A 22,297-nucleotide genomic window follows, 5' to 3' on the forward strand; every position below is an offset into this window, starting at 1 on the left:
CATGACACACTTAACCGGTATAAAAGCCTGTGTTTTTGATGCCTATGGCACACTGTTTGATGTGCACGCAGCCGCCGCGACCTTAAAGCAGGAAATTGGTCCCAAGGCAGATCAGCTTTCCGCGACATGGCGGACCAAGCAATTGGAATATACCTGGCTGCGCAGCCTGATGCCCGCGTATAAGCCGTTCTGGGAAATCACTCAAAACGGCCTGGACTATGCGATGGAGGAAACGGGACTGTCCGATCGGGCGGACCTGCGCCAGAGGCTGTTGGATCTATACTTCAATCTTGCCGCCTATCCAGAAGTGCCTGCGATGCTGGGACAGTTAAAGCAAATGGGGTTGAAAACCGCGATCCTATCCAATGGGTCTATGGATATGTTGGAGGGCGCGGTTGGGTCTGCGGGTATTGGGGACCGACTGGACGCTGTTTTATCCGTCGAAAGCGTTGGCGTTTTCAAGCCCGACCCAAGCGTTTATAAATTGGTAACAGATCATTTTCGCTTATCGGATCGATCCTCTGTTGCGTTCATGTCCTCTAATGGATGGGATGCGGCAGCGGCGGCGCATTACGGTTTTCAGGTTGTCTGGATCAACCGGTTCGGAAAGCCCTGGGAACGGCTGGAAGGCGCGCCTAAGGCCGTGCTGACAAGCCTTGAAACCTTGCCGGATTTGATTTCTCTTTGACCCCTGATTAGGAAGCCCGGAATGCCAGACATCTTTACCCCTGAATTGCCTGTCTTTGCAGATATCACAGCAGCGGTAGAGCGACTGAAGGGGCGCACCATTCGGACCCCCCTGCTGGAATCCCCCCTGTTGAACCAGCGCATGGGTCGGCGCATTCTGGTAAAGCCGGAATGCCTGCAGCGCACCGGGTCGTTCAAATTTCGCGGCGCCAGCAATAAGATTCTGGCGCTGGGTGACAGCGTAAAGACCGGTGGCGTTGTCGCCTATTCCAGCGGCAATCATGCCCAGGGCGTCGCCGCTGCTGCGCATTATGCGGGCATTCCGGCCCTGATTGTCATGCCGTCGGATGCACCCGCGATCAAACGCGCCAATACGGCGGCCTGGGGGGCAGAAATTCAACTATACGACCGGTTCACAGAAAACCGGGAAGCCTTGGCCCAATCCATCGCTAAATCTCGCGGCGCCGCGATTGTGCCCCCCTATGACGACCCTCTTGTCATCGCCGGACAAGGTACGGTGGGGGTAGAGATTGCCGAACAATTGGACGCAATTGGTGTCAAACCTTGCGCCGTGGTGCTGCCCTGTGGCGGTGGCGGCCTGATTTCCGGGGCGGCACTGGCCCTGTCAAATCTGTGTCCGGATGTTCCGGTCTACAGCGCGGAACCGTCAGATTTCGACGATACAGCGCGCTCTCTGGCCAGCGGCGAGCGACAAAGCGTGTCGCCCAATGCCCGATCCATTTGTGATGCCCTGCTGACGCCAACACCGGGTGTCATTACCTTTGCCCTGAACCAAGCCCTATTGAGCGGGGGGCTGAGTGTTACGGATGCAGAAGCCCAGGCCGCGATGCGCACCGCCTTCCTGGACCTGAAACTGGTGGTGGAACCGGGCGGGGCCGTGGCGCTGGCATCTATTCTGTCTGGCAAGCTGCCGCCGGGTGATGAACCGGTTGTGGCTGTTCTGTCCGGCGGCAATGTCGACCCCGCAACCTTCCAGGCCGCCCTGGAAGCCTAAGACGCTGGAAATAACCCTACTTTATGTCCCTTGAACCCGTTTCAATTCGGTGTACTATTTTTAACAGGTTCAATTAGCGAAAGGAGGTGATCCCGTGTCTAAAAGCATGAAAACTCTAGCGGTGGCTTCGATCCTTATGTTCGGATCGGCGATTTCGGGTGCGGCCCTGGCCGAATGCTCGACATCCCATCAGGCGAAGAAGGGTGACACGACGGTTATGGAAACCGGTGGTACCTCAACCCCCGCAACACAAGGTAAAAGCTGACCCGCAATGGGTTTCCGCTTTGGGAAAGCCGCCCTGCATCAGGGCGGCTTTTTCCATTTTAGATCAAGACTTTCCAGCCGAAAACCGGGCAAGCAAACGGGTTCTCATATCAGGGGCAGGCTTTCCCAGAACATCAAAGACATGTCTATTCAGAAAATATCCCGTTGTCTTCATGGCCGACGCCAAGGCATCCGGCCCCGCATTGCCAAGCCCGGTCATAAAACTGGGCAAGGCCAGCAGTTTATCATGATAGGGCTCCCCCGCCTGGGCAGAGACAGCGCGACCGGTTTTCGGGCTGACATAGCGCAAATCTTCTGTATCACCGGTTGCGGCACAACTGGATAAATCCAATCCAAATCCCAATTCAGACAGGAAGCCGACTTCCCACCTAATATATGTCTCCGCCCAATTGGCGCTGTCCAGGGCGACCATCAGGGCATCCAGGCTGTGAAACAGGCCCGGATGCGGCTCCCGCTCCGGCAGGGCGGATTCCACCATCGAAAGAGCCGACCCCATCGCCAGCAAGCGCCCGGAATCCTGCATCAACAGCGCGGAATAGCCGTGCACCGGCTCCACTGTCAGGGTGCCCAGATGTTCCTCAAGCCGTGCGCGCCAGGACACGGCCAGGCGATTGCCCGGCTGTAATACGCCCTTCAATTTGCGGGACTGTCCGCCCCGCACCAGGCCGGCATGGCGGCCGTGATGTTCGGTCAATACGGACAGGACAAGCGCGTTCTCCCCGTGGCGACGGGCCGAAAGTAGAATCGCCTCATCCTGCCACTCAATCATTCCCGGCGCTCACTTGTCTGTTGATCCGGCTATAGAACTATACGGAAAAGGCAGGCATGCAGCCTAATCCTTTGTGGTGGCGATTGCCTGTTTCACCGCCTGTGTAACATCTCGCGCGCCCAGACCCGCCTTCTTTCCCGATGTCACATCCGACCGCCCCTGTATCACGCGGCGATAAATTTCCTGGTCCAGCTTATCATCCATCCAGGAATGCATTTCCTTCACGACGCGTCCGCGCATCGTCATCAGATTTTCTGAGCCAAATCGGCGCTCGACAAAATCATCCAATTCCTGCGGCGGGGCGGGCATTTGACGCAGGATAAAGGTCAGCACCGCATTTCGGGCGGGAATATCATCCTCCGCCACGCTGAGCCAGCGCGTGGCATGCCCCGCCCAACCATCCAGGGCGAAGGAGATCTTGATCCGTTCTTCGCGGATCAACGCCAGCAAACTTTCGTATTTCTTATCATTCAGATAGTAATCATCGTCCAGAACAGCCGATTTGATCGCCTGGGCCCGATCCAGACTGTATTGGATGAAGGTATTCAGATTGAAATCAATAATCCGCGCCGCTTCCATAACTTCATCGGGACGCTGGGTGCTGCAATACGCAGCAACGCCTTGGTGCAACTGCTCCAGCAGGGTCATTTGACGGCTCAGAAAACCCACCGCGCGTGTCTGGTCATTGGTGACCAGGGAACAGATCGGGGCAGCATAATCGCTGAGCGTATCCAGCCGCTTCTGCAATTCCTCCCGCGAAATCGATGCACCATTGACGACCGACCCGACAATAATGCGAACCAGACGTACCATATCCTTGGGGTTATCATCACTCAGGGACATCAGAACGGGGCGGTTCACATTGCGCAAATCCGTCTGCCCGTTCGTTTCCGCATATTTCCGGCCAAACATCGCCAGAATTTCCAGAAACGCGCTTTGTGAATCAGTCCGGCTGATCGCGATTTCATTTTCCGCCAGTCGTTTGTCCCGCTCATCCCCGGCTTCCAGGTCCGCCTCCAGGCGCATATCGCGCACCGTGATCGGGTCCAAATGCCCTTCCCGCTCAAAATAAGATTGGGCCACACGTTCATGCAGCAAGGCGTCGCGCCCGACCAGATCAGTCCATCCCGGAACATCGCCGAAAGGCATCACCAGATCATTGGAAACACGCCCTAAATCAACGCCGCCGAAATTGGGAACGATGGCTTCAAAATCATCCAGCATGGGATCACGCGGGGCCCGACAGCGCAGCATCTCTATGGTGCGCCCGTGAAACCCGACATATACGCCGCGATCCTTGAAACTTTTGTACTGAACGGCCATGACCGCTTAGACCCCATCTTTGGTCAAAAATCCAACGACATATCAGCCCGAAGCGAATGCAGGTTGGTCAAAGGCCTTCATCTCAGGCGTGTCGCCCAGGACGGCCTCCACCTGTACCAAACATGTATGAGCGCTGGGGCCCTGAGACAAGCGGGATGTTCCCCGGTCCGCCGTCAGGACATTTGGATTGCCATGGCGATCCAGGCTCCCATCCCGCTCCGGCGCTTCCGGGTCATACCACGCCCCGGTCGCCAGTTGGACCACGCCTGGCATGATGGCTTCATCCAGGAATATCCCGGCCAGACAGGACCCACGGGCATTAAACACCCGCACCAAGGCACCGTCCTGCAAACCGCGCGCCTTCGCATCCCGCGGATTCATCCGCATCGGTTCCCGCCCCTGAATCTTGGTTTTAACGCTGCCCCGGCCTGGATCCAACTGGCTATGCAGGCGTGATTTTGGCTGGTTGGATATCAGATGCAGCGGGGTTTGTTCAATCGCGGCGCCCCCCAGCCATTCATACGGTTCGGTCCAGGTTGGATGCCCGGCAATCTCCGCATACCCGAAATCAGCGATTGTCTTAGAGAATATCTCAATCTTACCCGTCGGGGTCTTCAATCGATTGGCAATCGGGTCCTTGCGAAACTCCCCCAGGAAACAGCGCGTTTCGGGCCCGCCTTCCAGATGCAGATGTCCCGCCTTCCAGAAATCATCAAAGGAGGGCAATTCGCGCCCGACCCGACCGGCCTCCTGGCGGCTGCGATCCCAGATATCGCGCAACCAGTCCATTTCGCTGCGATCCTCAGTAAATTGTGCCTTAAAGCCCAGTCGATCCGCGACATCGGCCATGATGTCATGATCATTGCGCGCCTGACCAACAGGCGCCACCAGCTTCTTCATGGCAACCGCCCAGCCATCCAATTGCGCAACAGCGATGTCATTGCGCTCCATCACGGTGGTTACGGGCAAAACAATGTCGGCATGACGGGCCGCAGGTGTCCAGAAAATCTCCTGCACTACGACGGTTTCGGGCTTGGCCCAGGCTTTGCGCAGACGATTTAGGTCCTGGTGATGATGGAACGGATTGCCCCCTGCCCAATGAACCATACGGATATCAGGATAGGTCAGGCGCTTGCCATTGTAGTCGAATTCTGCCCCTGGATTCAGCAGCATGTCGGAAATGCGCGCCACGGGGATAAAACTATCGATCGGATTGCGGCCAGTAGGCACCGCAGCCCAGCGCAATTGCGGGTCAGGATTACCATTGCCATGTTCTCCCGCCAGGCCAATGGCGATGCCGCCGCCCGGTAGGCCGATCTGGCCCAACATCGCCGCTAGAACAACGCCCATCCAATAGGATTGTTCCCCATGATCCGCACGCTGTAAGGACCAGGACAGCGATATCAGGACACGCCCCCGGGTCATTCGATCCGCCAGCGCGGTAATGTCTGCTTCAGGAATACCCGTGATCTGTGCCGCCCATGCCGGGGTCTTAGGCACACCGTCGTTTTCCCCCAGCAAATAGGGGCGAAATGCGTCATATCCTGTTGTATAGCGTGCCAGAAAGGCTGTATCGACCTTACCGGCCTGATCCAGGCAATAGGCCAACGCCATCATCAATGCCGTGTCGGTATTGGGGCGAATGGGCATCCATTCAGCCTGTAATTCCGGTGTCATATCATCGCGGATCGGGCTGATGCCGATGAATTGCCCCTTCCCCGCGCCCAGTTTCGCCATCCAGTCCCGCGCGGTATGCTGGCCCAATCCACCATTTTGAATCTGGGTGTTTTTCAGGGCCAAACCACCGAAGGCCAGCATCAGATCCGTATGTTCCGCGATTTCATACCAGCTGGGCGCATCATACATAGTGCTGCGCAAATCCGTCAGAATATGCGGCAGAATGACCTCCCCCGCAGCGAAAGAATAGGCATTGACCGATTTCGTGTACCCGCCCGCCATATTATAGAATCGATGGATCTGACTTTGCGCATGGTGGAACCGCCCGGCGCTGGCCCAGCCATAAGACCCTGCATAGATCGCCTGATTGCCATGAGTGCCGCGTATCCGTGTGATTTCACCGGCCAACAGGTCCAGCGCTTGGTCCCATTCAACCTCTATAAATCGGTCTGCGCCGCGCAGATGACCGTCCGTGCCGGGCCCCCCTTTCAGCCAGCTTTCCCGAATCGCCGGTCGCCGAATGCGGGATTTTCCATCCAATGTATCCAGAATGGAGGCTGACATATCGGACACGTCATCGCCCGAAACCAACGGAGAAAGAGAGTCGACTTGACCCTGCCGCAACTCCGCCACATAGCTGCCCCAATGATTAGCTGTTGTTAGTTTCATCGTATCAATGCACTTTCTGATGTGTTGGACTTCCAATGTAGGGGCCCCTGAGGGTTTGGGAAAAGAGATTTATGCGAACTGCGCTAAAATACTGGGCTGTTGCCGGTACAATTATGGCTGTTTCCTTGTGCGACGGGCCATCGGCGGTGGCGCAGGATATGCCCGATGACAAGGGCACATTAAGCCTGATGCTGGAAAACGATCTGTTTGGCGCCGGCACGGATCGCCATTTCACCAATGGCATCAAGATCACCTATACGACCAAGGAATATGTCCCACTGGAAAATGAACCCGTGTCCTTTATGGCGCGGCTGATTCCATTTTGGCCCAATGGTGCGCGGGCGCGCGCGACCTACAGCCTGGGTCAGAACATGTATACACCAGATGATATTTCGGACCCGAATCTCAGACCCAACGACCGCCCCTATGCGGGCTGGCTGTATGTCAGCGGCGGCCTGATCGCGGTTTCCCCAAATGCAGACCGCAGCGACGCCATGGTGTTGGAACTGGGCGTGGTTGGTCCGTCCTCTGGCGCGGAATATACCCAGACCCATTGGCATGCCGCATTCGACTTTCAGGAACCGCGTGGGTGGGATAACCAAATCAAGGACGAGCCCGGATTCAGTCTGGTCTATGAACATCAACGCAAATGGTGGGAAAGCGGTGTCGGGCTGGGCATGAATGTGGATGTCGTGCCCAATGCGGGATTTGCCCTGGGTAACATCGCGACATATCTGTCCAGCGGCATCACCTTCCGCCTGGGTAAGGATCTGACAACCGACCTTGGACCGCCCAGAATCCGCCCCAGCCTGCCCGGCAGTGCCTATGTGCGGGAAGCGGACGGTTTCAACTGGTACACATTTGCCAGCATTGGCGGGCGCGCGGTCGCACGCAACATCTTCCTGGATGGAAACACATTCAAGGACAGCCCCAGGGTGGATAAGAAAATTCTGGTTGGTGATATGCAGGCCGGATTGGCGATGCAGTATGATGATTGGCGCCTGACCTACACCTATATTATCCGGTCCAAGGAGTACAAAACCCAGGAAAGTATCGACAAATTCGGTGCGATCAGCGTTTCATATCGGTTCTGATATCGTAATAATCCCCCGCATCTTCGGTAAAGATGTGATGCGTCAGGCGCAGCCCGGTTGGCATATCCAGGCTTCCGGCCGTGATCGACATGCGCTCTTCGCCCTGCGGCTGCCAGAACACATTCCCACCACAGCGGGAACAGAATCCCCGTCTGGCCTTGGGTGAGGAGTCGAACCAGGTCAGGCTTTCATCGGACAGGATCGTCAGGCTGTCATGCGAAGCCGATGTCATCGCGGCGAAATGACCGGATGTCTTACGGCATTGCGTGCAATGGCAGGCGACAACGGGCCGCAGCGGCCCGTCCACCCTGTAGCGGACGGCACCGCACAGACATCCCCCGAAATGAACCTGTTTCTCACTCATATGCATTCCCCCTGTTTAAGAGTGATCAATCGAAGCGCAGAAACGCCCGGACCTCGATACTGTGCCGCGTCGCAGATCCGTCTGGCGTCGACGGATCAACAAACGCCGTATGCGGGGTGAATCTGGCCCGGCCAGACGTGTCAGAGTCATATCCTTTAATCAGGATCGCTTCCTCTGTCGACATGTTCGGAAAATAGGTCCAACGCTGACCGGTACTGTAACTGACATGGTAAATCTGCCCGGTGCGGTCCTTAAAGATCAGCGCGGATGGCCGCAGGTCGACCGGCCCCAAAGTCTGAGAATCCAGCAAAGCCAAAGGCAGCGCCTTCACAGGGCCCACCAGAGGTCGCCACAGGTTCACCTGTGCCACACGGGTCGATAACCAGCGCTGTGCCTCTTGCGCGCCCAGCAGATCCTGTACCCGCTTTGGGGCGGATGTTTCCGTATAGTCATTATGGGCGCTTTGCACCGGAAGGCGTCCATTGGCATTGCCCGTGATGCGGATCGTATGGTCAAAGATCAGAACATCCCGCGCGCCGGTCTTCTGTTTCAGGATATCGGTCACTTCCGGATAATAGACAGATTTGATGGTCGGGTCCGCATCCTCCGTGACCGGGCCAAGCTGCGTTGGCTGATGCACCAGTTCAAAGCCGTTCTGATCCAGCGTATATCGATCTTGCTGTAAGCGGCCATTAACGATCTAAACCTCTCTCATTTCCGGTTCATAGTTTCTGACAGCTTCTCCCGTATCGCCGTGATAGGTGGCTGTTGGCGCCCGAATACCGGCGGGAACAAAACTGATTTTCGCTGTTGTAAAAGGATATTGGGTCATTTCTTACTCCTCTATGTGCCAAACCAGTCTGAGTTCTGGTACCGGCTAAATGGAACGATCCCCTTCTGTGTTTGAATATCGGATCAAATGCGCAGAGTTTAAAACGATGATTTGTTGAAAGATTATTAAGTTCAGGTTTAAGATACACTATGAGCGATATTCTACCCCCCATCGCGTCCCTGCGCGGATTTGAGGCGGCGGCCCGACATTTGAACTTTTCTCGGGCGGCAGCGGAGCTTTTCGTGACTCCGGCGGCAATCAGCCAGCAAATTCGGGGGTTGGAGGACTATTATGGAACGCCGCTATTCATCCGAACGACGCGCAGCCTGACCCTGACCAGTGCTGGTGCGGCGATCCTGCCGTCGGTGCGCGAGGGTTTTGCCGCCTTTCGGGAGGTACACCGGCGTCTGATGGCTGAGCGGGAAAGCGGCCTGCTGACGGTCAGTGTCTATCCCACAATGGCGGAGAAATGGTTAATCCCCCGGTTGGAACGCTTCGTGAAGGCGCATCCCGATATTGACCTGCGGTTCGATGCAACGGACACATTCACGGATTTTCACCGCGATGGGGTGGACATCGCCATTCGTTATGGGACCGGACATTATCCGGACCTGACGGTGATTCCCTTTCTGGATGAAAATGCTGTCCCGGTCTGCAGCCCCGCCCTTGCTAGGCATTTGACCACACCGGCGGATCTGGTCGGCCAAACCCTGCTGCATGCAGAATGGCGAATGGAACGGGAAGCGGCGGCGAACTGGCGGCTTTGGTTGAAGGCCGCCCATATCAAAACCATTGATCCCAATCGAGGGCTGCGCTTCAGTTCCGAGGCCATGCTGGTTCAGGCTGCGATTGACGGGCTGGGCGTTGCACTGACGCAATCGACCCTGGTGGAAGGAGACATCGCAGCCGGGCGATTGGTGCTGCCCTTTGGGAATGACCTGAATATGCCAACGGAATTCGGGCATTTCATCGTCTATCCAAAAAGTTCGGAGACCGTTCCGAAAGTCATCGCTTTCAGGGATTGGGCCCTGGCCGAGGCAGTCAGACCGGACTCAGCGTCTGGCTAAGCCCGTTTTCGTCAGGCCCAAAATGGTGTCAGGACCCGAAACTCTGACCACCGGGCATCAAACTCTGCCTTACCGGTCTCAATCTTTGCAGTATTGCCTTTTTCAATCGCACGACGGATGGATTTTGGAACCGGCATGTCCGGTGCTTCCATCGCATCCAACAAGGCGGCATGAACCACAGCATCATTCAGCCCGCCCAGACATTCCTGCAAAGCCTTGGACGCGCCCTTCCAGGGTTTTATCTCATTGGGATTGTAAAGACTTGCAAAAAAATCAATGGCATAACGCAGTTTCTTAACGTCAATACGCAAGGCATGAAGGGCGACATCATCCAACTGCTTTGGATCCGGCCCCGCCGCAGCCAGAACCGCAGACAATCGCTGATCCAGAAGCTCTTTCGCCACAGTTTCCGTTGATATATGCCGGGCATGCTGCGGTTCCGGTTGATAGGGAAACCGGATCAGCGCCATCTTCAACTGGTCATAGCGCGCAGAGCGCAGTGCCTTATGGGCCTTCTTATAGGCCCGTGTGCGCGCGACTTGAACCCGCTTCTGAAATGCCTTGAAAGACTTCGTACTGCCATGATCGGATTCCAGCGGCGCCAAAGTTTCCGTCAGAAAGACATCCCAGTCCCGCGCGGGACCCAGCGCCAGTTGATGCCGCCGCAACATCTTGTTCAAAGGCTTGCGCAAGTCATCCGGAATGCTGTCACGAAAGGCAGATAAGGCGGCCCTCAACCGGCGCACGGCAACCCGCGCTTGATGCACCCCCTCTATATCTGTTCCGGCAAGCACCGCGGCTTCGTTGCCCAACAGTTGCGCGGTGCCTTCCTCAATAATCCCGGTCACCGCCCGCCAGGCGGGTTCCTGCGGCTCCAGTTTCAGCTTATTTGCCTTCTGAATGGTCGGTTCGGATCGTTGAAACAGCGCGTAGCCGCGCTGGGCTTTGCTTTCGATGGCAACCGACATGCCATACCGCGCGCCCAGGTCCGCCGCGACATCCAACAGGTCCTGCGGCGTGCCCCCCTTCAGTTCCAGTTCGACCTCGCAGACCGGATCAACGCGCCCCTGGCTTTCGATCTGACCCAAATCCAGCGCCAGTTCCACAGGCCCCCCCGGCAGATCCAACAGCCATATCGTCCGTCGAATATCTGTGGTGAAGACAGGAACCAGCGGATCATCGCCGATCATCGCCATCAGCGCCTCGCGCATCACTGGATCATCGATCAGGGATGAATCCGGTTCCTGTGCCATGGTTGGGGCATTGTATTCGGTGCGATGCTGAAGCCCAGCGCCCTTGCCGGATACTTTCAGGGTCTGAATGCGATCTGCACCTTCCTGGCGGATGCGCAATGCCGCTTTATGGGCGCGCAAAGACAGGTCCGGCGTATCAAAATACACCGCCAACAGTGATCGGGATACCGCCCGTGCCCGTTTCATACGGTGCAGAGCAGTATCCCGTCGGAATCGACTGACCTCCGTTTGGGCCAAACTCAGTTTTAATTCAATCTCGCTTTCAGCCATGCTCCGTATTGAATATAACTCGACCTTTGTTTCAAACAGATATTGCTTTGTAACAAAAGTTTAACAATACGGCGCTGTAATGCGCTACAGCACACCGGGGAAATTCCCGCCATCCAACAGCAGGTTCTGACCGGTGATAAAGCCAGCCCCGGCGCTGCACAGGAAGGCACAGGCCTGGCCGAATTCGTCGGGTTCCCCGACCCGCCCAGCCGGATTGGCTTCCCCGATGCGGCGCACGGCTTCTTCAACGGAAACACCCTCCCGCTGGGCCCGGGCACTGGCTGTGCCCTTCAAACGATCCGTATTGAATGGGCCTGGCAGCAATCCATTGATCGTCACATTATGGCGCACGGTTTCGCGCGCAATCCCGGCAACAAATCCGGTCAAACCAGCCCGTGCACCATTGGACAGGCCCAGAATGGCAATTGGCGCCTTCACCGCAGAAGAGGTGATATTCACGATACGGCCGAATTTCCGTTCCATCATGCCATCCACCGTGGCCTTTATCAGGAAAATGCCGGTCAGCATGTTGCCATCGACGGCCTTGATCCAGTCATCCCGATCCCAGTCCCGAAAATCTCCAGGAGGTGGCCCCCCGGCATTGTTAATCAGAATATCAGGCTCAGGACAGGCCGCCAAAAGGGCCGCGCGGCCATCATCGGTGGTGACATCGACGGCAACAGGCGTGACAGTGACTCCGGTCGCGGCGCGAATTTCCTCAGCAGTCGCATTCAGGGCATCGGCATTCCGACCATTGATGACCAGATCCACGCCCTCTTTCGCCAAGGCCAAGGCACAGGCGCGCCCCAATCCTTTGGAAGAGGCGCATACAATCGCTTTTCGGCCTTTTAGTCCCAAATCCATCCTGAATTCTCCCTCTGGTTACCCACTATTCTTCTGGGGTGGTCTCTAGATATCCCAAGTCAATTAAAACCTTGCGCGCCAATGGCTTAGTCGGCCTCTTGCGCTCTGCAAGGCTTAGCTGATCCATACGTGTTGCAATGGCCCTGGCTGCATCAAAGGTCCTTGGCATGCGATCTGTCAAGAAACGCAGAACATCGGCATCCGGCAACAGCTGTCGATCATCGAACTGCTTCAACAGCACCGATTGCAAGACCATATCGTCCGGTGGCCCCAATTCCAGTAAAGGGGCGGCAGCCAGACGGGATCGCATATCCGCCGTGCCAAAGGTCCATCGGGCGGGCGGGTCCTGAACAGCGACCAACAGATGCCCATTGCGATCTCGAACCATATTGACCAGGTGAAACAGGCAATCGGGTTCCTTGACCAAATCCGCCGCATCAACGGCGATGGCCTGGGCGTGTCCTATGACATCATTCAGCGTTGCCACCTGTAAGTCAGGCCCCTGCACGATAAGCGCCCCCGCCGCGTGGCCCCAGACCGCCAGAAGATGGGATTTACCGCTTCCAGTCGGACCGCATAGGACTGTTACCGGTCCGGGCCAAGCGGGATAGCGGTCCAGCCAATCCACCGCGACCTGATTGCAGGACCCGACAACAAAGTCATCCCGCCCATTGGCCGGACGAAACGAAAGATCCAATGGTAATTGAGACGGTCGTTGCCTCATCGTCGCGTCAAAATCCAGGAGCCTGGCGTCTCTGAATCCTCCGACAGGCCCAAGGATACGCGCCGCAAGGCCTGATCCAGCCGTGCCTGATCCCCGATATAATCTATATCGACAATGGCATGATCCGTTGCCAGCACCGCCAGACGCCATGCTTTGATAGGGGCAACGCTGTTTAAGGCCTTCTGTACACCCAACCAATCCTGCAAACCACTGACGAGTATTCGGGTCGTCAGGCTGGTGGATTCCTGATCAAATCGCAGGATATTTGCGGTTTTCCAACGATCTTCCAGAGCGTCCAGTGTCAAAGAAGCTGCCGCTGCAAACTGGGCCATATCGGTCGACGGGTCCGCATTTTCCCCAGCACGTTCGGTTGCCCGCGCAAGCAGCGCCTCTGGGTTCAGACGCAACAGTTCCGGCGCACCAGGCCATCCGGGCCCAAAACTGGAAATCTCCACCAGGATTGAACCGTCATCCGTCTGGGTTGCGACGGGGATTATGACCGCCCCAGCGCTGTAACGGGCAGCAATGGCATTAATAGACGCCGCATCAACCTTCATCGCCCGGTCCACATCAATGGCGCTGATATCCGACAAATCCCCTAATGGCACAGTATAAGGCACCACAGTGCCAGCCCCGTCCAATTGCCACCAGCCATCCAGCCAGGGGTTGGCATCGCTCCACAACAAATCCCCTGACGCGGACTTATAGACGGGCAGGATCACGGCAAGCGGACTGCTGGATCCAAGATAAGCAACGCCGCTGCGCTGAAGAAACTGATTAATCGCATCGGCGTGGAAGCGGATGGTTAGGTTCGCCAGATATCGGCCCCCCCCAAACTTTTCATCCTGATAGGCAATATCACGGATCAGATATTCCAATCGTTCATCATCAGGCACTGTCAAAGGTCGGGCCGCACCAGATGGGTCGGAAGGCGCAATCGCAACCCCGGACGGGGACACGGGCACACCGGCTTCCGGTGCGGGGGTTTCCGGTGCGGGGGTCGCCGCATCCGGGGCCGTTCCCTGCGCCGCCGCTCCATCCAAAGTCAGCCGCTCCATCAGGGTCTCGAACGCTGCGCGCTTCGCCTGCGCGACACCGATTCGCTTGGCCTCGACTTCACTGGCAGCGCGTTCGTCCACCTTGACATTGGTAATGGCGTAAAGTTCTTGTGCGAAACCTTGGCCTGTAATGCTAAAAAAGGCTAAGATAACAGCGAAATAGGGTCCAATCACGCGGTGCGCGCGACAGGATTTGAGGGGTGTGGGCCGTTCGGCCATTGCAAAAGGCTCCCTTTCGGATAATGTCCCGCCCGTTATACCCGCCGAGACAGGAGGGCGCCATAGCCCAGGACAGCAAAAAAAACGGTCTGACCTATGCGGATGCAGGGGTCAGTATTGATGCAGGGAACTCTCTGGTCGACCGTATCAAACCCTTAGCCAAATCAACCGCCCGGATTGGATCCGATGCTGGCATCGGTGGATTCGGTGCCTTGTTCGACCTGAAAGCAGCCGGATATACTGATCCACTGCTGGTTTCCGGTACCGATGGTGTTGGTACCAAACTGAAGATCGCCATCGATTCCGGTATCCATCATACAGTTGGCATTGACCTTGTTGCCATGTGTGTAAACGATTTGGTTGTTCAAGGGGCAGAGCCGCTTTTCTTTCTGGATTACTTTGCCTGCGGTCGCTTATCCGTCGATGTCGCAGAACAGGTTATCCAGGGCATTGCAGAAGGTTGCAGACAGGCCGGATGCGCCCTGATTGGCGGCGAAACAGCCGAAATGCCTGGTATGTATGGCGAAGGCGACTATGACCTGGCCGGGTTCGCCGTTGGCGCGGTTGAGCGCGCAGACGTTCTGACCGGTGAAAATGTTGCTGAAGGCGATGTGCTGATCGGCCTGGCCTCCAGCGGTGTGCATTCCAATGGGTTCAGTCTGGTACGCAAGGTCCTGACCTTGGAAGGTCTGGGCTTTGATGCCCCCTCCCCGTGGTCGGTAAACCAGACTGTGGGCGAAGCGCTGTTGAACCCGACCCGTATTTACACAACAGCCGCGCTGGCTGCGATCAAGGCCGGGGGCGTTCATGGTATCTGCCACATTACAGGTGGCGGTTTCTATGAAAACCTGCCCCGCATCGTACCTAAATCCCTGGCGGTTCGGATTGATCCCAATTGCTGGGTTCGCCCCACAGTCTTTGATTGGATTGCTGACGCGGGCGGCATTCACCCCAGTGAAATGTACCGGACCTTCAACTGTGGTATAGGCATGGTCCTGTCCGTTGCACCGGAACAGGCCGATACCATCCTGCAAGTGCTTCAGGACAATGGCGAAGCCGCCTATCGCATCGGATCGGTTGGAACGCTGGCTGAAATTGGGCGTTCTGTGCAAGTGGAAACCCGCTAGGCGATGGTTCAGAAGACACGCCGACCGCGCACGGCCGTATTGGCCTCTGGTGGTGGTACGAATCTGCAAGCGTTGATTGATGCGGCACAAGACACTGATTTCCCAACAGAGATCTGTCTTGTCTTGAGCAACAATCCTGGTGCCTATTGCCTGCAACGCGCCGCGAAAGCCGGAATTCCTGGCGCTGTCGTAAACCATCGCGATTATCCAGACCGCCCCGCTTTCGAGGCCGCCATCCAGGCGGTATTGCAGGAGTATCACAGTGATTATGTGTGTCTGGCCGGGTTCCTGCGCATTCTGACCGCAGATTTTGTCGAATACTGGCGCGACCGCATGTTGAATGTGCACCCGTCCCTGTTGCCCGATTTCAAGGGTCTGCACACACACAGTCGTGCCCTACAGGCTGGTCACAGTAAACATGGCTGCACGGTGCATCTGGTGCGGGTAGAATTGGATGACGGCCCCCTGATTCTTCAAGCGGAAGTCCCGATCCTGCCGGATGATACTGAAGAGACATTGCAACAGCGTGTTTTAACGCGCGAACATCTGATCTATCCGCAGGCCCTGGCTTTGGTGACCAGCGGCCGGGTTCAGGTAGATGGCGCGAAAGCCATAATTGATGGCCAACCTGGTCCCCTGCGATTGACCTGGGACGCCTTGGAAAAATGACGGCAGTGTCTACTTGAGAATGGTCTTAAGATGAGTACACTGGTATCAGGAAACACTTTAGGAACCGCAGGACATGCGGGTTCGGGGAAAGGGCTTTAAAATGGAAGACTTGGATTTTGTGAAGGCACCGCGCGAAAACCTGGGCACCTGGGACGGCATGAAAAAGCTGATCGTCATTGTTGGGGGCGCGGCAATTGTCATTCTTGCCCTTATGGCGCTGACGCTGACCAGCTAATTCCACACCAAACAGTCAAAGAAAAAGGGTGCCCCGCAAGGCACCCTTTTTTTACTTTTGTCAGGCTGATCTTTCAGGAAACCCGGCGATTAGCCGACGATTTCTGTGCCTGCAAAGAAATACGCGATTTCAATCGCGGCATTTTCCGGTGAATCGGAACCATGCGCAGAATTCGCTTCGACAGATTCGCCATACAGCTTGCGAATGGTGCCTTCGTCGGCGTTGGCCGGGTTGGTGGCACCCATTACTTCGCGATTCTTCAGGACGGCATTTTCGCCTTCCAGAACCTGCACCACAACCGGGCCAGAGGTCATGAACTTAACCAGATCCGGGAAGAACGCGCGTTCCTTGTGAACGCCATAGAACTGTTCTGCCTGTTGGGTTGTCATGTGAATGCGTTTCTGTGCCACGATCCGCAGACCTGCATCTTCCAGCATCGCATTGATTTTGCCGGTCAAATTGCGACGGGTCGCATCCGGTTTGATAATCGAAAATGTTTGTTCCAGAGCCATGGTGTCTCTTTGCCCCTCTCTTGGAAACCGCGTCAGGCGGTTCCCTGTGTGTTTGAAACTCGATAAATCTCTGCTGTGCGACCGTCCGCCTTTCACTGTGGGGCTCATGTTGCACTGCGCGCGCCTTATAGACGGCATGCCATGGCCCTTCAAGCCTCGCGTTTTTTCTTCTAGCAGGCGGAAATGCGCGATGCTGTGATTTCCTATTTGTTCGGACCATGCTATGCGACTGTCGCTATGTTGAAGATCGAAGACCTTACCTACCGCGTTGGCGGTCGAACCTTGCTGGACGGGGCCTCTGCGACGGTACCCGATGGACACCGTATTGGCCTTGTCGGAGCGAATGGAACCGGCAAGACAACCCTGTTACGCCTGATCACCGGCGATATTCCAGTCGATGGTGGATCCATCGAAACTGGCAACCGGGACAGTATCGGCACCGTTGCCCAGGAAGAACCGGACGGCAGCAAGACCCCCCTGCAAACCGTCATCGCGTCCCATGTCGAACTGGCGGAATTGATGCATGCGGCGGAAAACGAACCGGACCACCCGGACATTGGCGAAATCCATGCGCGCCTGATTGACCTGGATGGCCACCGCGCAGAAGCCCGCGCGGCCCGCATTCTGGCAGGCCTTGGCTTTGACGAGGATATGCAGAACCGCACGCTGGACACATTCTCCGGCGGCTGGCGGATGCGCATCGCCCTGGCATCCGCGCTGTTTCGCGAACCCGATATCCTGCTGTTGGATGAGCCGACCAACCATTTGGATCTGGAAGCGTCGCTTTGGCTGGAAAGCTATCTGTCCCGCTATCCGCGCACCCTGGTCATCGTCAGCCATGACCGTGCCTTCCTGAACCGCATTCCGACCGCGATCCTGCATCTGAACAATGGCAAGCTGACGCTGTATAGCGGCGGCTATGATCGGTTTGAGCGCACCCGCGCGGAACAACAGGCGCACCAATCGGCCCTGTTTGCCAAACAGCAGGAGCAGCGCCGCCACATCCAGTCTTTCGTGGATCGCTTTCGCTATAAAGCTTCAAAAGCCCGCCAGGCCCAATCGCGGCTTAAAATGCTGGAGCGGATGGAGCCTATTGCCAGCGTCACCGACGATCCCAGTATCCAATTCGTGCTGCCCAAGCCTGATATCCTGCCCCCACCGATGATCACGCTGGAAGATGTCACGGCGGGCTATACACCGGAAAAACCGATCCTGCGCAAATTAAACCTGCGCATTGATATGGATGACCGCATTGGCCTGTTGGGGGCGAATGGCAACGGGAAAACCACCTTGTTGCGCTTGTTGTCAGACAGATTGAAGGTTGCATCAGGCAGTTTGCGGCGATCCTCAAAGCTGGAAGTTGGCTATTTCGCCCAGAACCAGATGGAAGAGCTGAATTCAGACCATACGCCGGTCGAGGAATTGCAGGCCCTGGAACCCATGGTCACGGATTTAAAGCTGCGCACTCATCTTGGCCGCTTCGGCTTTACCAAGACCAAGGCAGATACCAAGATCGGCAAATTATCCGGTGGCGAAAAGGCCCGTGTGGCCCTGGCGGTGATTTGTCGTCGCCGCCCGCAATTGCTGTTGCTGGATGAGCCGACCAACCATTTGGACATTGATTCCAGACAGGCCCTGATTCAGGCCTTGGCCGATTACGAAGGGGCGGTCATCGTGGTCAGCCACGATATGCACCTGATCGAAGCGACTGCGGACCGGCTGTTGCTGGTGGATGCAGGCACTGTCACTCCCTTTGATGGGGATGTCAGCGATTACCGTAAGTTCCTGCTGGACCAGCGGCGTGAAGACAGCAAGAAGCCCGCCAAGGCTGCCAAGAAGAGCCCTGATCCCATCCCTGTTGATCCGCCTGGAAATGATCTGGACGAGAATGCTGTACCGATTCAGCAGGACGCGCCAAAGCCGCTGCCCCCCGTTAAGCAGCCCCCGCCAACGAAGCAAACACAGGGCGTCGCGATGATGGAGGAACGCAAGGCAGACCGCCGCAGCAAGGCAGATGCCCGCGCAAAATTGGCCCCCCTGAAGAAGGCTGCGGAAGGTCTGGAAGCGCAGATGGAAAAGCTGACCCGGGCGCGCGCCGATATCGATATCAAATTGGCGGACCCTGCTTTGTATCATGGCAATGCCGCGAAACTGGGGGATCTGACACGCATGGCATCAGACCTGGACCGCGCCATTGCCAAGACGGAAGATGCCTGGCTGCAGGCACAAGACGCCCTGGAACAGGCGAAAGCACGGTCTGACGCGGCATGACCCACGCCACCCCAAATGCCCTGGACGGACTTCTGGTCGTCGCTATTGAACAGGCCGTCGCCGCCCCATACTGCACCTCTCGTCTGGCCGATGCCGGGGCGCGGGTGATCAAGGTAGAGCGCCCCGAAGGGGATTTCGCCCGCAACTATGATCATTTGGCCAAGGGACACAGCAGCTATTTCGTCTGGCTGAACCGGGGCAAAGAATCCGTTGCGCTGAATCTCAAGGATGACGATGACCTTGCCCTCTTGAAGGCCATGATCGCACAGGCGGATATCGTGATCCAGAATCTGGCCCCCGGCGCGACCGACCGGTTGGGGATCGGGTCCAAGACCTTGTGCGCGCAGCGCCCTGAACTGATATCTGTCGATATCTCCGGCTATGGCGAGACCGGCCCCTATCGCGACATGAAAGCATATGACCTGTTGGTACAGGCGGAAACCGGCCTGTGTTCCGTGACGGGTACGCCTGAGTCGCCCGGTCGGGTTGGCGTATCGGTCTGCGATATTGCCTGTGGCATGTATGCCTATCAGGCAATCCTGGAAGCCCTGATCCTGCGCGGACGCACAGGGGTCGGACGCAGGATTGAGGTTTCCCTGTTCGGCGGCATGGCCGATTGGATGACGGTCCCCTATCTTCAGCATGTCTATGGGGGAATAACCCCCGGCCGGGTTGGATTGAATCACCCGACCATTGCGCCCTATGGGGCCTATCCATGCGGGGATGGCATCCCAATCCTGTTCTCTATCCAAAATGAGCGCGAATGGCAGCGCCTATGCGCACAGGTCCTGCTAAAGCCTGAACTGGCTCAGGATGAACGGTTTTCTGCGAATGACGCCCGCGTTGCCAACCGAGTCGCCTTGAACGCTGAAATTGGCGCGGTTTTCACTGCCGCCCCGGCGGTTGACATTGCGCAACGCCTGACCCAGGCCGCTATTGCCTATGGCATGCTGAATGACATGGCAGGCCTGGCCGCCCACCCACAATTGCGCCATCGCCCAGTCCCCCTGCCCGATGGAAACAACCTGGACCTGATCGCACCACCCGCAGCCTGGCCGGGCCAGGCCGACCGGTTCGGCGCTGTGCCAGGGATCGGACAACATACGGACGCGCTGAAAACAGAATTCCTGACCAACCGCCAGTCCTGACGCCCCCGGCACCAATCGCGCCTGCCGCCCTGGACCCCGGATCACGTCCGGGGTGACGATGTGTCAGATAAATGCACCCTCACCCTGAGGAGCGTAGCGTCTCGAAGGGCGAGCCCACAGTAAGCACCGGTTTTACAGCGCCTCATCAGGATGAGAACGTGACATATAGTCCCGTCACACCCGCGCAAGCGGGTGTCCAGGGCAGCACGCACCAATCACGCCCGCCGCCCTGGCTCCCGGATCATGTCCAGGAGGGCGACAGGGTGGGAATGCGCAATTGACGGTTAATAGTGCCCTAGCCGAATGTCGGTATCTGCGATTTCGTCATAGTCATCGCCGTTCTTGACCACCGCATAGACGTCAGCGGTATACATATGGGACCGCCCGCCGGAACAGGGGGGCAAATAGCCTTCGGTGTACCAGTTGCCCGTGGCGCGGTTCTTCTTTTCGACCCAGACACCCTCGGGCATGTCATCTGTGCCGCCTGGAACACTGGGCAGGGTCACTTCCGCCTGCCCGGGGGTGATCATAAAGCCAATCTTGCCGTGACCACCGTCATAGGACAGCTTGTTGAAATCCTGATCATTGAATTCGACAATAATCGCATTGGCTTCCGCTGGGATACCAGACACGATCAGGGCTGGCGTGGCGCCCTTGCCACCATCCTTCGCACAGTGTTGTCCAGCCGGGATCTTGCTTCCCGTCCAGGTGGAATCCGCGAAACGCACCGATAGATCATCCGCGAAAGCCGCCCCCGCACACAGGACAAACGCAGCTGCAACCGCAACAATCTTTGGAATTTGCATCCTCTCTCTCCCTTAATAGCGGCCCAATTGAAGATAGGTTTCAGCCAGAACTTTATAGCCTTCACTATCATAGTCTACTGCAAACACCTTGGCGGAATACAAATTACCCTCGCCACCGGAACAGGGGGGCAGATATCCAACAACACCGATATCATCCCGGTTTTCCTCTTCAATCCACACGCCATTGGGCAGGGTTGTCGTGTCACCGGGGACGGACAGCAATGTGGCGCTTCCCTTGCCGACAACGATATCAAAGCCAACAATGCCATGCCCCCCATCGGTCGACAGCGGCTCATAACTTTCATCGTTAAATTCAACCAGAATCACATTGGCTCCTTCGGGAATGCCCTGCACCGTCATCAGGGGGGTGGAGCCATTGCCGCCATATTCTGCACATTGTTGGCCATCTGGAATGGTGTTTCCATCCCAGGCGGCATCTTCAAGCACCACGGTCATATCCTGCGCCTGCGCAGTGCCGATCCAAGTGCTCAATCCCAAAAAGACAGCCATTGAAAGGGCATAGGTCTTAGTCTTCACATCAAATCTCCTGATAGTAAGTCTCAGCGACAATAATCCCGCCCTCTGATACTCATTATAGGGTAAAGACTAAAGAATTTGACTCAGGAATTGCCGTGTCCGGGGATCTTTTGCATTTTCAAAGAAGGTAGCCGGTGGGCCATGTTCAACGATCAAGCCCTGATCGGTGAAATAAACCTGATCCGCCACTTCCCGGGCAAAACCCATTTCATGGGTCACCAGAATGCACGTCATGCCCTCTTCGGCCAGTTCCTTGATTGTGACCAGCACTTCGCCCACTGTTTCGGGGTCCAGGGCGGCTGTAACCTCGTCAAACAACATCACATCCGGCTTCATCGCAAGCGAACGGGCGATGGCGACACGCTGTTGCTGACCGCCGGACAGTTCACCGGGATAGGCATTCTCTTTGCCTTCCAAACGGACCTTTTTGATCAAGGCGCGGGCGCGGGTTTCAACTTCCTTTTTGTCTTCTTTTAGGACCCGGATCGGGGCCATCATGACATTTTCCAGGGCGGTCTTGTGGGGGAACAGATTGTATTGCTGAAAGACCATGCCGACCTTTTTGCGCAATTCCAATTTGTTCAGCTTGGGATCATTCACTTCCAGCCCTTCAACCAGAATAGACCCTTCATTGATGTCGTTGAGGGCATTGATACAGCGGATCAAAGTTGATTTCCCTGACCCGGACGGGCCGATGATGCAGATCACCTCCCCCTTCATCACATCGAAGGATACGCCTTTCAACACCTCAAAATCACCAAAGGATTTATGGACGTTACGCACAGAGATCATCGGCTCTTTGTCAGACCAGCTCATCACAAT

General features: G+C 56.7%; 24 protein-coding genes. 10 read left to right on the top strand and 14 right to left on the bottom strand.

Translation table 11 applies throughout. The features are described 5' to 3' along the window. Position 1: 1 nt before the first annotated feature. The 3 genes from ACOSDM_RS09330 (at position 2) to ACOSDM_RS09340 (ending at position 1,967) form a co-directional block, all read left to right on the top strand. Positions 2-688 carry a haloacid dehalogenase type II gene (locus ACOSDM_RS09330; protein WP_420724239.1) on the top strand — a complete coding sequence of 229 codons (687 nt, stop codon included), beginning with the start codon at positions 2-4 and terminating at the stop codon, positions 686-688. Positions 689-709: 21 nt separating this feature from the next. Further along, complete coding sequence (locus ACOSDM_RS09335) at positions 710-1,702, top strand: threonine ammonia-lyase (RefSeq protein WP_420724240.1); 993 nt, start codon at positions 710-712, stop codon at positions 1,700-1,702. Between the two features lie 94 nt (positions 1,703-1,796). Further along, the gene (locus ACOSDM_RS09340) at positions 1,797-1,967 is read left to right on the top strand and encodes a hypothetical protein (RefSeq protein ID WP_420724241.1); all 171 of its coding nucleotides are present in this window, start codon (positions 1,797-1,799) and stop codon (positions 1,965-1,967) included. 63 nt (positions 1,968-2,030) lie between these two features. Here the strand turns inward: ACOSDM_RS09340 and recO are convergent, their stop codons facing one another. The 3 genes from recO to ACOSDM_RS09355 all read right to left on the bottom strand — a co-directional run bounded on the left by recO (position 2,031) and on the right by ACOSDM_RS09355 (position 6,425). Continuing rightward, positions 2,031-2,756 (bottom strand): DNA repair protein RecO, encoded by a 726-nt coding sequence (recO, locus tag ACOSDM_RS09345; RefSeq protein WP_420724242.1) that lies wholly within the window; start codon positions 2,754-2,756, stop codon positions 2,031-2,033. Positions 2,757-2,819: 63 nt separating this feature from the next. Beyond that, positions 2,820-4,079 carry a hypothetical protein gene (locus ACOSDM_RS09350; protein WP_420724243.1) on the bottom strand — a complete coding sequence of 420 codons (1,260 nt, stop codon included), beginning with the start codon at positions 4,077-4,079 and terminating at the stop codon, positions 2,820-2,822. Between the two features lie 42 nt (positions 4,080-4,121). After that, a complete protein-coding gene (locus ACOSDM_RS09355; protein WP_420724244.1) occupies positions 4,122-6,425 on the bottom strand; it encodes a molybdopterin-dependent oxidoreductase in 2,304 nt (767 codons plus the stop codon). Positions 6,426-6,496: 71 nt separating this feature from the next. Here ACOSDM_RS09355 and ACOSDM_RS09360 point away from each other — a divergent pair, with 71 nt between their 5' ends. Next, on the top strand, positions 6,497-7,519 hold the full coding sequence (locus ACOSDM_RS09360) for a lipid A deacylase LpxR family protein (protein WP_420724245.1): 1,023 nt from the start codon (positions 6,497-6,499) through the stop codon (positions 7,517-7,519). Here ACOSDM_RS09360 and ACOSDM_RS09365 read toward each other — a convergent pair. The 3 genes from ACOSDM_RS09365 to ACOSDM_RS09375 are packed head-to-tail and all read right to left on the bottom strand — an operon-like array spanning position 7,497 to position 8,715. Beyond that, positions 7,497-7,883 carry a GFA family protein gene (locus ACOSDM_RS09365; protein ID WP_420724246.1) on the bottom strand — a complete coding sequence of 129 codons (387 nt, stop codon included), beginning with the start codon at positions 7,881-7,883 and terminating at the stop codon, positions 7,497-7,499. The genes ACOSDM_RS09360 and ACOSDM_RS09365 overlap by 23 nt on opposite strands. Before the next feature lie 25 nt (positions 7,884-7,908). Next, positions 7,909-8,583, bottom strand: a complete 675-nt coding sequence (locus ACOSDM_RS09370; protein WP_420724602.1) for a CmcJ/NvfI family oxidoreductase — start codon at positions 8,581-8,583, stop codon at positions 7,909-7,911. After that, complete coding sequence (locus tag ACOSDM_RS09375; RefSeq protein ID WP_420724247.1) at positions 8,584-8,715, bottom strand: hypothetical protein; 132 nt, start codon at positions 8,713-8,715, stop codon at positions 8,584-8,586. 149 nt (positions 8,716-8,864) lie between these two features. On the opposite strand from ACOSDM_RS09375, the gene gcvA reads away from it, so the two are divergent. Next, complete coding sequence (gene gcvA, locus ACOSDM_RS09380; RefSeq protein ID WP_420724248.1) at positions 8,865-9,782, top strand: transcriptional regulator GcvA; 918 nt, start codon at positions 8,865-8,867, stop codon at positions 9,780-9,782. An 11-nt stretch (positions 9,783-9,793) separates the two neighbouring features. Here gcvA and ACOSDM_RS09385 read toward each other — a convergent pair whose 3' ends face one another. From ACOSDM_RS09385 to ACOSDM_RS09400, 4 genes are all read right to left on the bottom strand, one after another. Continuing rightward, positions 9,794-11,305: a CHAD domain-containing protein gene (locus ACOSDM_RS09385; protein ID WP_420724249.1), complete on the bottom strand. Its 1,512-nt coding sequence runs from the start codon at positions 11,303-11,305 to the stop codon at positions 9,794-9,796. A gap of 84 nt (positions 11,306-11,389) precedes the next feature. Next, positions 11,390-12,169: an SDR family oxidoreductase gene (locus ACOSDM_RS09390; protein WP_420724250.1), complete on the bottom strand. Its 780-nt coding sequence runs from the start codon at positions 12,167-12,169 to the stop codon at positions 11,390-11,392. A gap of 25 nt (positions 12,170-12,194) precedes the next feature. Continuing rightward, the gene (locus ACOSDM_RS09395) at positions 12,195-12,893 is read right to left on the bottom strand and encodes a DNA replication protein (protein WP_420724251.1); all 699 of its coding nucleotides are present in this window, start codon (positions 12,891-12,893) and stop codon (positions 12,195-12,197) included. Beyond that, positions 12,890-14,170 (bottom strand): DUF2066 domain-containing protein, encoded by a 1,281-nt coding sequence (locus tag ACOSDM_RS09400; protein ID WP_420724252.1) that lies wholly within the window; start codon positions 14,168-14,170, stop codon positions 12,890-12,892. The genes ACOSDM_RS09395 and ACOSDM_RS09400 overlap by 4 nt, the downstream gene beginning before the upstream one ends. A 23-nt stretch (positions 14,171-14,193) precedes the next feature. Between ACOSDM_RS09400 and purM the strand changes: the two genes are divergently transcribed. From purM to ACOSDM_RS09415, 3 genes are all read left to right on the top strand, one after another. Then, the gene (purM, locus tag ACOSDM_RS09405) at positions 14,194-15,297 is read left to right on the top strand and encodes a phosphoribosylformylglycinamidine cyclo-ligase (protein WP_420724253.1); all 1,104 of its coding nucleotides are present in this window, start codon (positions 14,194-14,196) and stop codon (positions 15,295-15,297) included. A 3-nt stretch (positions 15,298-15,300) separates the two neighbouring features. Beyond that, positions 15,301-15,966, top strand: coding sequence for a phosphoribosylglycinamide formyltransferase (purN, locus tag ACOSDM_RS09410; RefSeq protein ID WP_420724254.1), 666 nt, complete (start codon positions 15,301-15,303; stop codon positions 15,964-15,966). A gap of 100 nt (positions 15,967-16,066) precedes the next feature. After that, the gene (locus ACOSDM_RS09415; RefSeq protein ID WP_420724255.1) at positions 16,067-16,201 is read left to right on the top strand and encodes a hypothetical protein; all 135 of its coding nucleotides are present in this window, start codon (positions 16,067-16,069) and stop codon (positions 16,199-16,201) included. 89 nt (positions 16,202-16,290) lie between these two features. On the opposite strand, the gene ndk is transcribed toward ACOSDM_RS09415, so the two are convergent. Then, positions 16,291-16,713, bottom strand: a complete 423-nt coding sequence (gene ndk / locus ACOSDM_RS09420) for a nucleoside-diphosphate kinase (RefSeq protein ID WP_420724256.1) — start codon at positions 16,711-16,713, stop codon at positions 16,291-16,293. 183 nt (positions 16,714-16,896) lie between these two features. On the opposite strand from ndk, the gene ACOSDM_RS09425 reads away from it, so the two are divergent. Together ACOSDM_RS09425 and ACOSDM_RS09430 are read left to right on the top strand one after the other, a co-directional pair. Then, positions 16,897-18,984, top strand: coding sequence for an ABC-F family ATP-binding cassette domain-containing protein (locus ACOSDM_RS09425; RefSeq protein ID WP_420724257.1), 2,088 nt, complete (start codon positions 16,897-16,899; stop codon positions 18,982-18,984). Then, the gene (locus ACOSDM_RS09430; protein WP_420724258.1) at positions 18,981-20,132 is read left to right on the top strand and encodes a CaiB/BaiF CoA transferase family protein; all 1,152 of its coding nucleotides are present in this window, start codon (positions 18,981-18,983) and stop codon (positions 20,130-20,132) included. Before ACOSDM_RS09425 ends, ACOSDM_RS09430 begins: the two co-directional genes overlap by 4 nt. 284 nt (positions 20,133-20,416) lie before the next feature. Here ACOSDM_RS09430 and ACOSDM_RS09435 read toward each other — a convergent pair whose 3' ends face one another. The 3 genes from ACOSDM_RS09435 to ACOSDM_RS09445 form a co-directional block, all read right to left on the bottom strand. Continuing rightward, the gene (locus ACOSDM_RS09435; protein WP_420724259.1) at positions 20,417-20,938 is read right to left on the bottom strand and encodes a hypothetical protein; all 522 of its coding nucleotides are present in this window, start codon (positions 20,936-20,938) and stop codon (positions 20,417-20,419) included. A 12-nt stretch (positions 20,939-20,950) separates the two neighbouring features. Continuing rightward, positions 20,951-21,475, bottom strand: coding sequence for a hypothetical protein (locus tag ACOSDM_RS09440; protein ID WP_420724260.1), 525 nt, complete (start codon positions 21,473-21,475; stop codon positions 20,951-20,953). 69 nt (positions 21,476-21,544) lie between these two features. Continuing rightward, positions 21,545-22,267, bottom strand: a complete 723-nt coding sequence (locus ACOSDM_RS09445) for an amino acid ABC transporter ATP-binding protein (RefSeq protein ID WP_420724603.1) — start codon at positions 22,265-22,267, stop codon at positions 21,545-21,547. Positions 22,268-22,297: the final 30 nt, after the last annotated feature.

This window comes from Hwanghaeella sp. LZ110, from assembly GCF_048892525.1.
In the GTDB taxonomy this organism is placed as follows: Bacteria; Pseudomonadota; Alphaproteobacteria; order UBA8366; family Aestuariispiraceae; genus Pacificispira.

What these genes read in the sequence shown, in the direction of transcription:
- ACOSDM_RS09330 (WP_420724239.1), top strand. Translation starts at nt 2, where the DNA reads ATGACACACTTAACCGGTATAAAAGCCTGTGTTTTTGATGCCTATGGC.
- ACOSDM_RS09335 (WP_420724240.1), top strand. Translation starts at nt 710, where the DNA reads ATGCCAGACATCTTTACCCCTGAATTGCCTGTCTTTGCAGATATCACA.
- recO (WP_420724242.1), bottom strand. Translation starts at nt 2,756, where the DNA reads ATGATTGAGTGGCAGGATGAGGCGATTCTACTTTCGGCCCGTCGCCAC.
- ACOSDM_RS09350 (WP_420724243.1), bottom strand. Translation starts at nt 4,079, where the DNA reads ATGGCCGTTCAGTACAAAAGTTTCAAGGATCGCGGCGTATATGTCGGG.
- ACOSDM_RS09355 (WP_420724244.1), bottom strand. Translation starts at nt 6,425, where the DNA reads ATGAAACTAACAACAGCTAATCATTGGGGCAGCTATGTGGCGGAGTTG.
- ACOSDM_RS09360 (WP_420724245.1), top strand. Translation starts at nt 6,497, where the DNA reads ATGCGAACTGCGCTAAAATACTGGGCTGTTGCCGGTACAATTATGGCT.
- ACOSDM_RS09365 (WP_420724246.1), bottom strand. Translation starts at nt 7,883, where the DNA reads ATGAGTGAGAAACAGGTTCATTTCGGGGGATGTCTGTGCGGTGCCGTC.
- ACOSDM_RS09375 (WP_420724247.1), bottom strand. Translation starts at nt 8,715, where the DNA reads ATGACCCAATATCCTTTTACAACAGCGAAAATCAGTTTTGTTCCCGCC.
- gcvA (WP_420724248.1), top strand. Translation starts at nt 8,865, where the DNA reads ATGAGCGATATTCTACCCCCCATCGCGTCCCTGCGCGGATTTGAGGCG.
- ACOSDM_RS09385 (WP_420724249.1), bottom strand. Translation starts at nt 11,305, where the DNA reads ATGGCTGAAAGCGAGATTGAATTAAAACTGAGTTTGGCCCAAACGGAG.
- ACOSDM_RS09390 (WP_420724250.1), bottom strand. Translation starts at nt 12,169, where the DNA reads ATGGATTTGGGACTAAAAGGCCGAAAAGCGATTGTATGCGCCTCTTCC.
- ACOSDM_RS09395 (WP_420724251.1), bottom strand. Translation starts at nt 12,893, where the DNA reads ATGAGGCAACGACCGTCTCAATTACCATTGGATCTTTCGTTTCGTCCG.
- ACOSDM_RS09400 (WP_420724252.1), bottom strand. Translation starts at nt 14,170, where the DNA reads ATGGCCGAACGGCCCACACCCCTCAAATCCTGTCGCGCGCACCGCGTG.
- purM (WP_420724253.1), top strand. Translation starts at nt 14,194, where the DNA reads ATGTCCCGCCCGTTATACCCGCCGAGACAGGAGGGCGCCATAGCCCAG.
- purN (WP_420724254.1), top strand. Translation starts at nt 15,301, where the DNA reads ATGGTTCAGAAGACACGCCGACCGCGCACGGCCGTATTGGCCTCTGGT.
- ACOSDM_RS09415 (WP_420724255.1), top strand. Translation starts at nt 16,067, where the DNA reads ATGGAAGACTTGGATTTTGTGAAGGCACCGCGCGAAAACCTGGGCACC.
- ndk (WP_420724256.1), bottom strand. Translation starts at nt 16,713, where the DNA reads ATGGCTCTGGAACAAACATTTTCGATTATCAAACCGGATGCGACCCGT.
- ACOSDM_RS09425 (WP_420724257.1), top strand. Translation starts at nt 16,897, where the DNA reads ATGCGCGATGCTGTGATTTCCTATTTGTTCGGACCATGCTATGCGACT.
- ACOSDM_RS09430 (WP_420724258.1), top strand. Translation starts at nt 18,981, where the DNA reads ATGACCCACGCCACCCCAAATGCCCTGGACGGACTTCTGGTCGTCGCT.
- ACOSDM_RS09435 (WP_420724259.1), bottom strand. Translation starts at nt 20,938, where the DNA reads ATGCAAATTCCAAAGATTGTTGCGGTTGCAGCTGCGTTTGTCCTGTGT.
- ACOSDM_RS09445 (WP_420724603.1), bottom strand. Translation starts at nt 22,267, where the DNA reads ATGATCTCTGTGCGTAACGTCCATAAATCCTTTGGTGATTTTGAGGTG.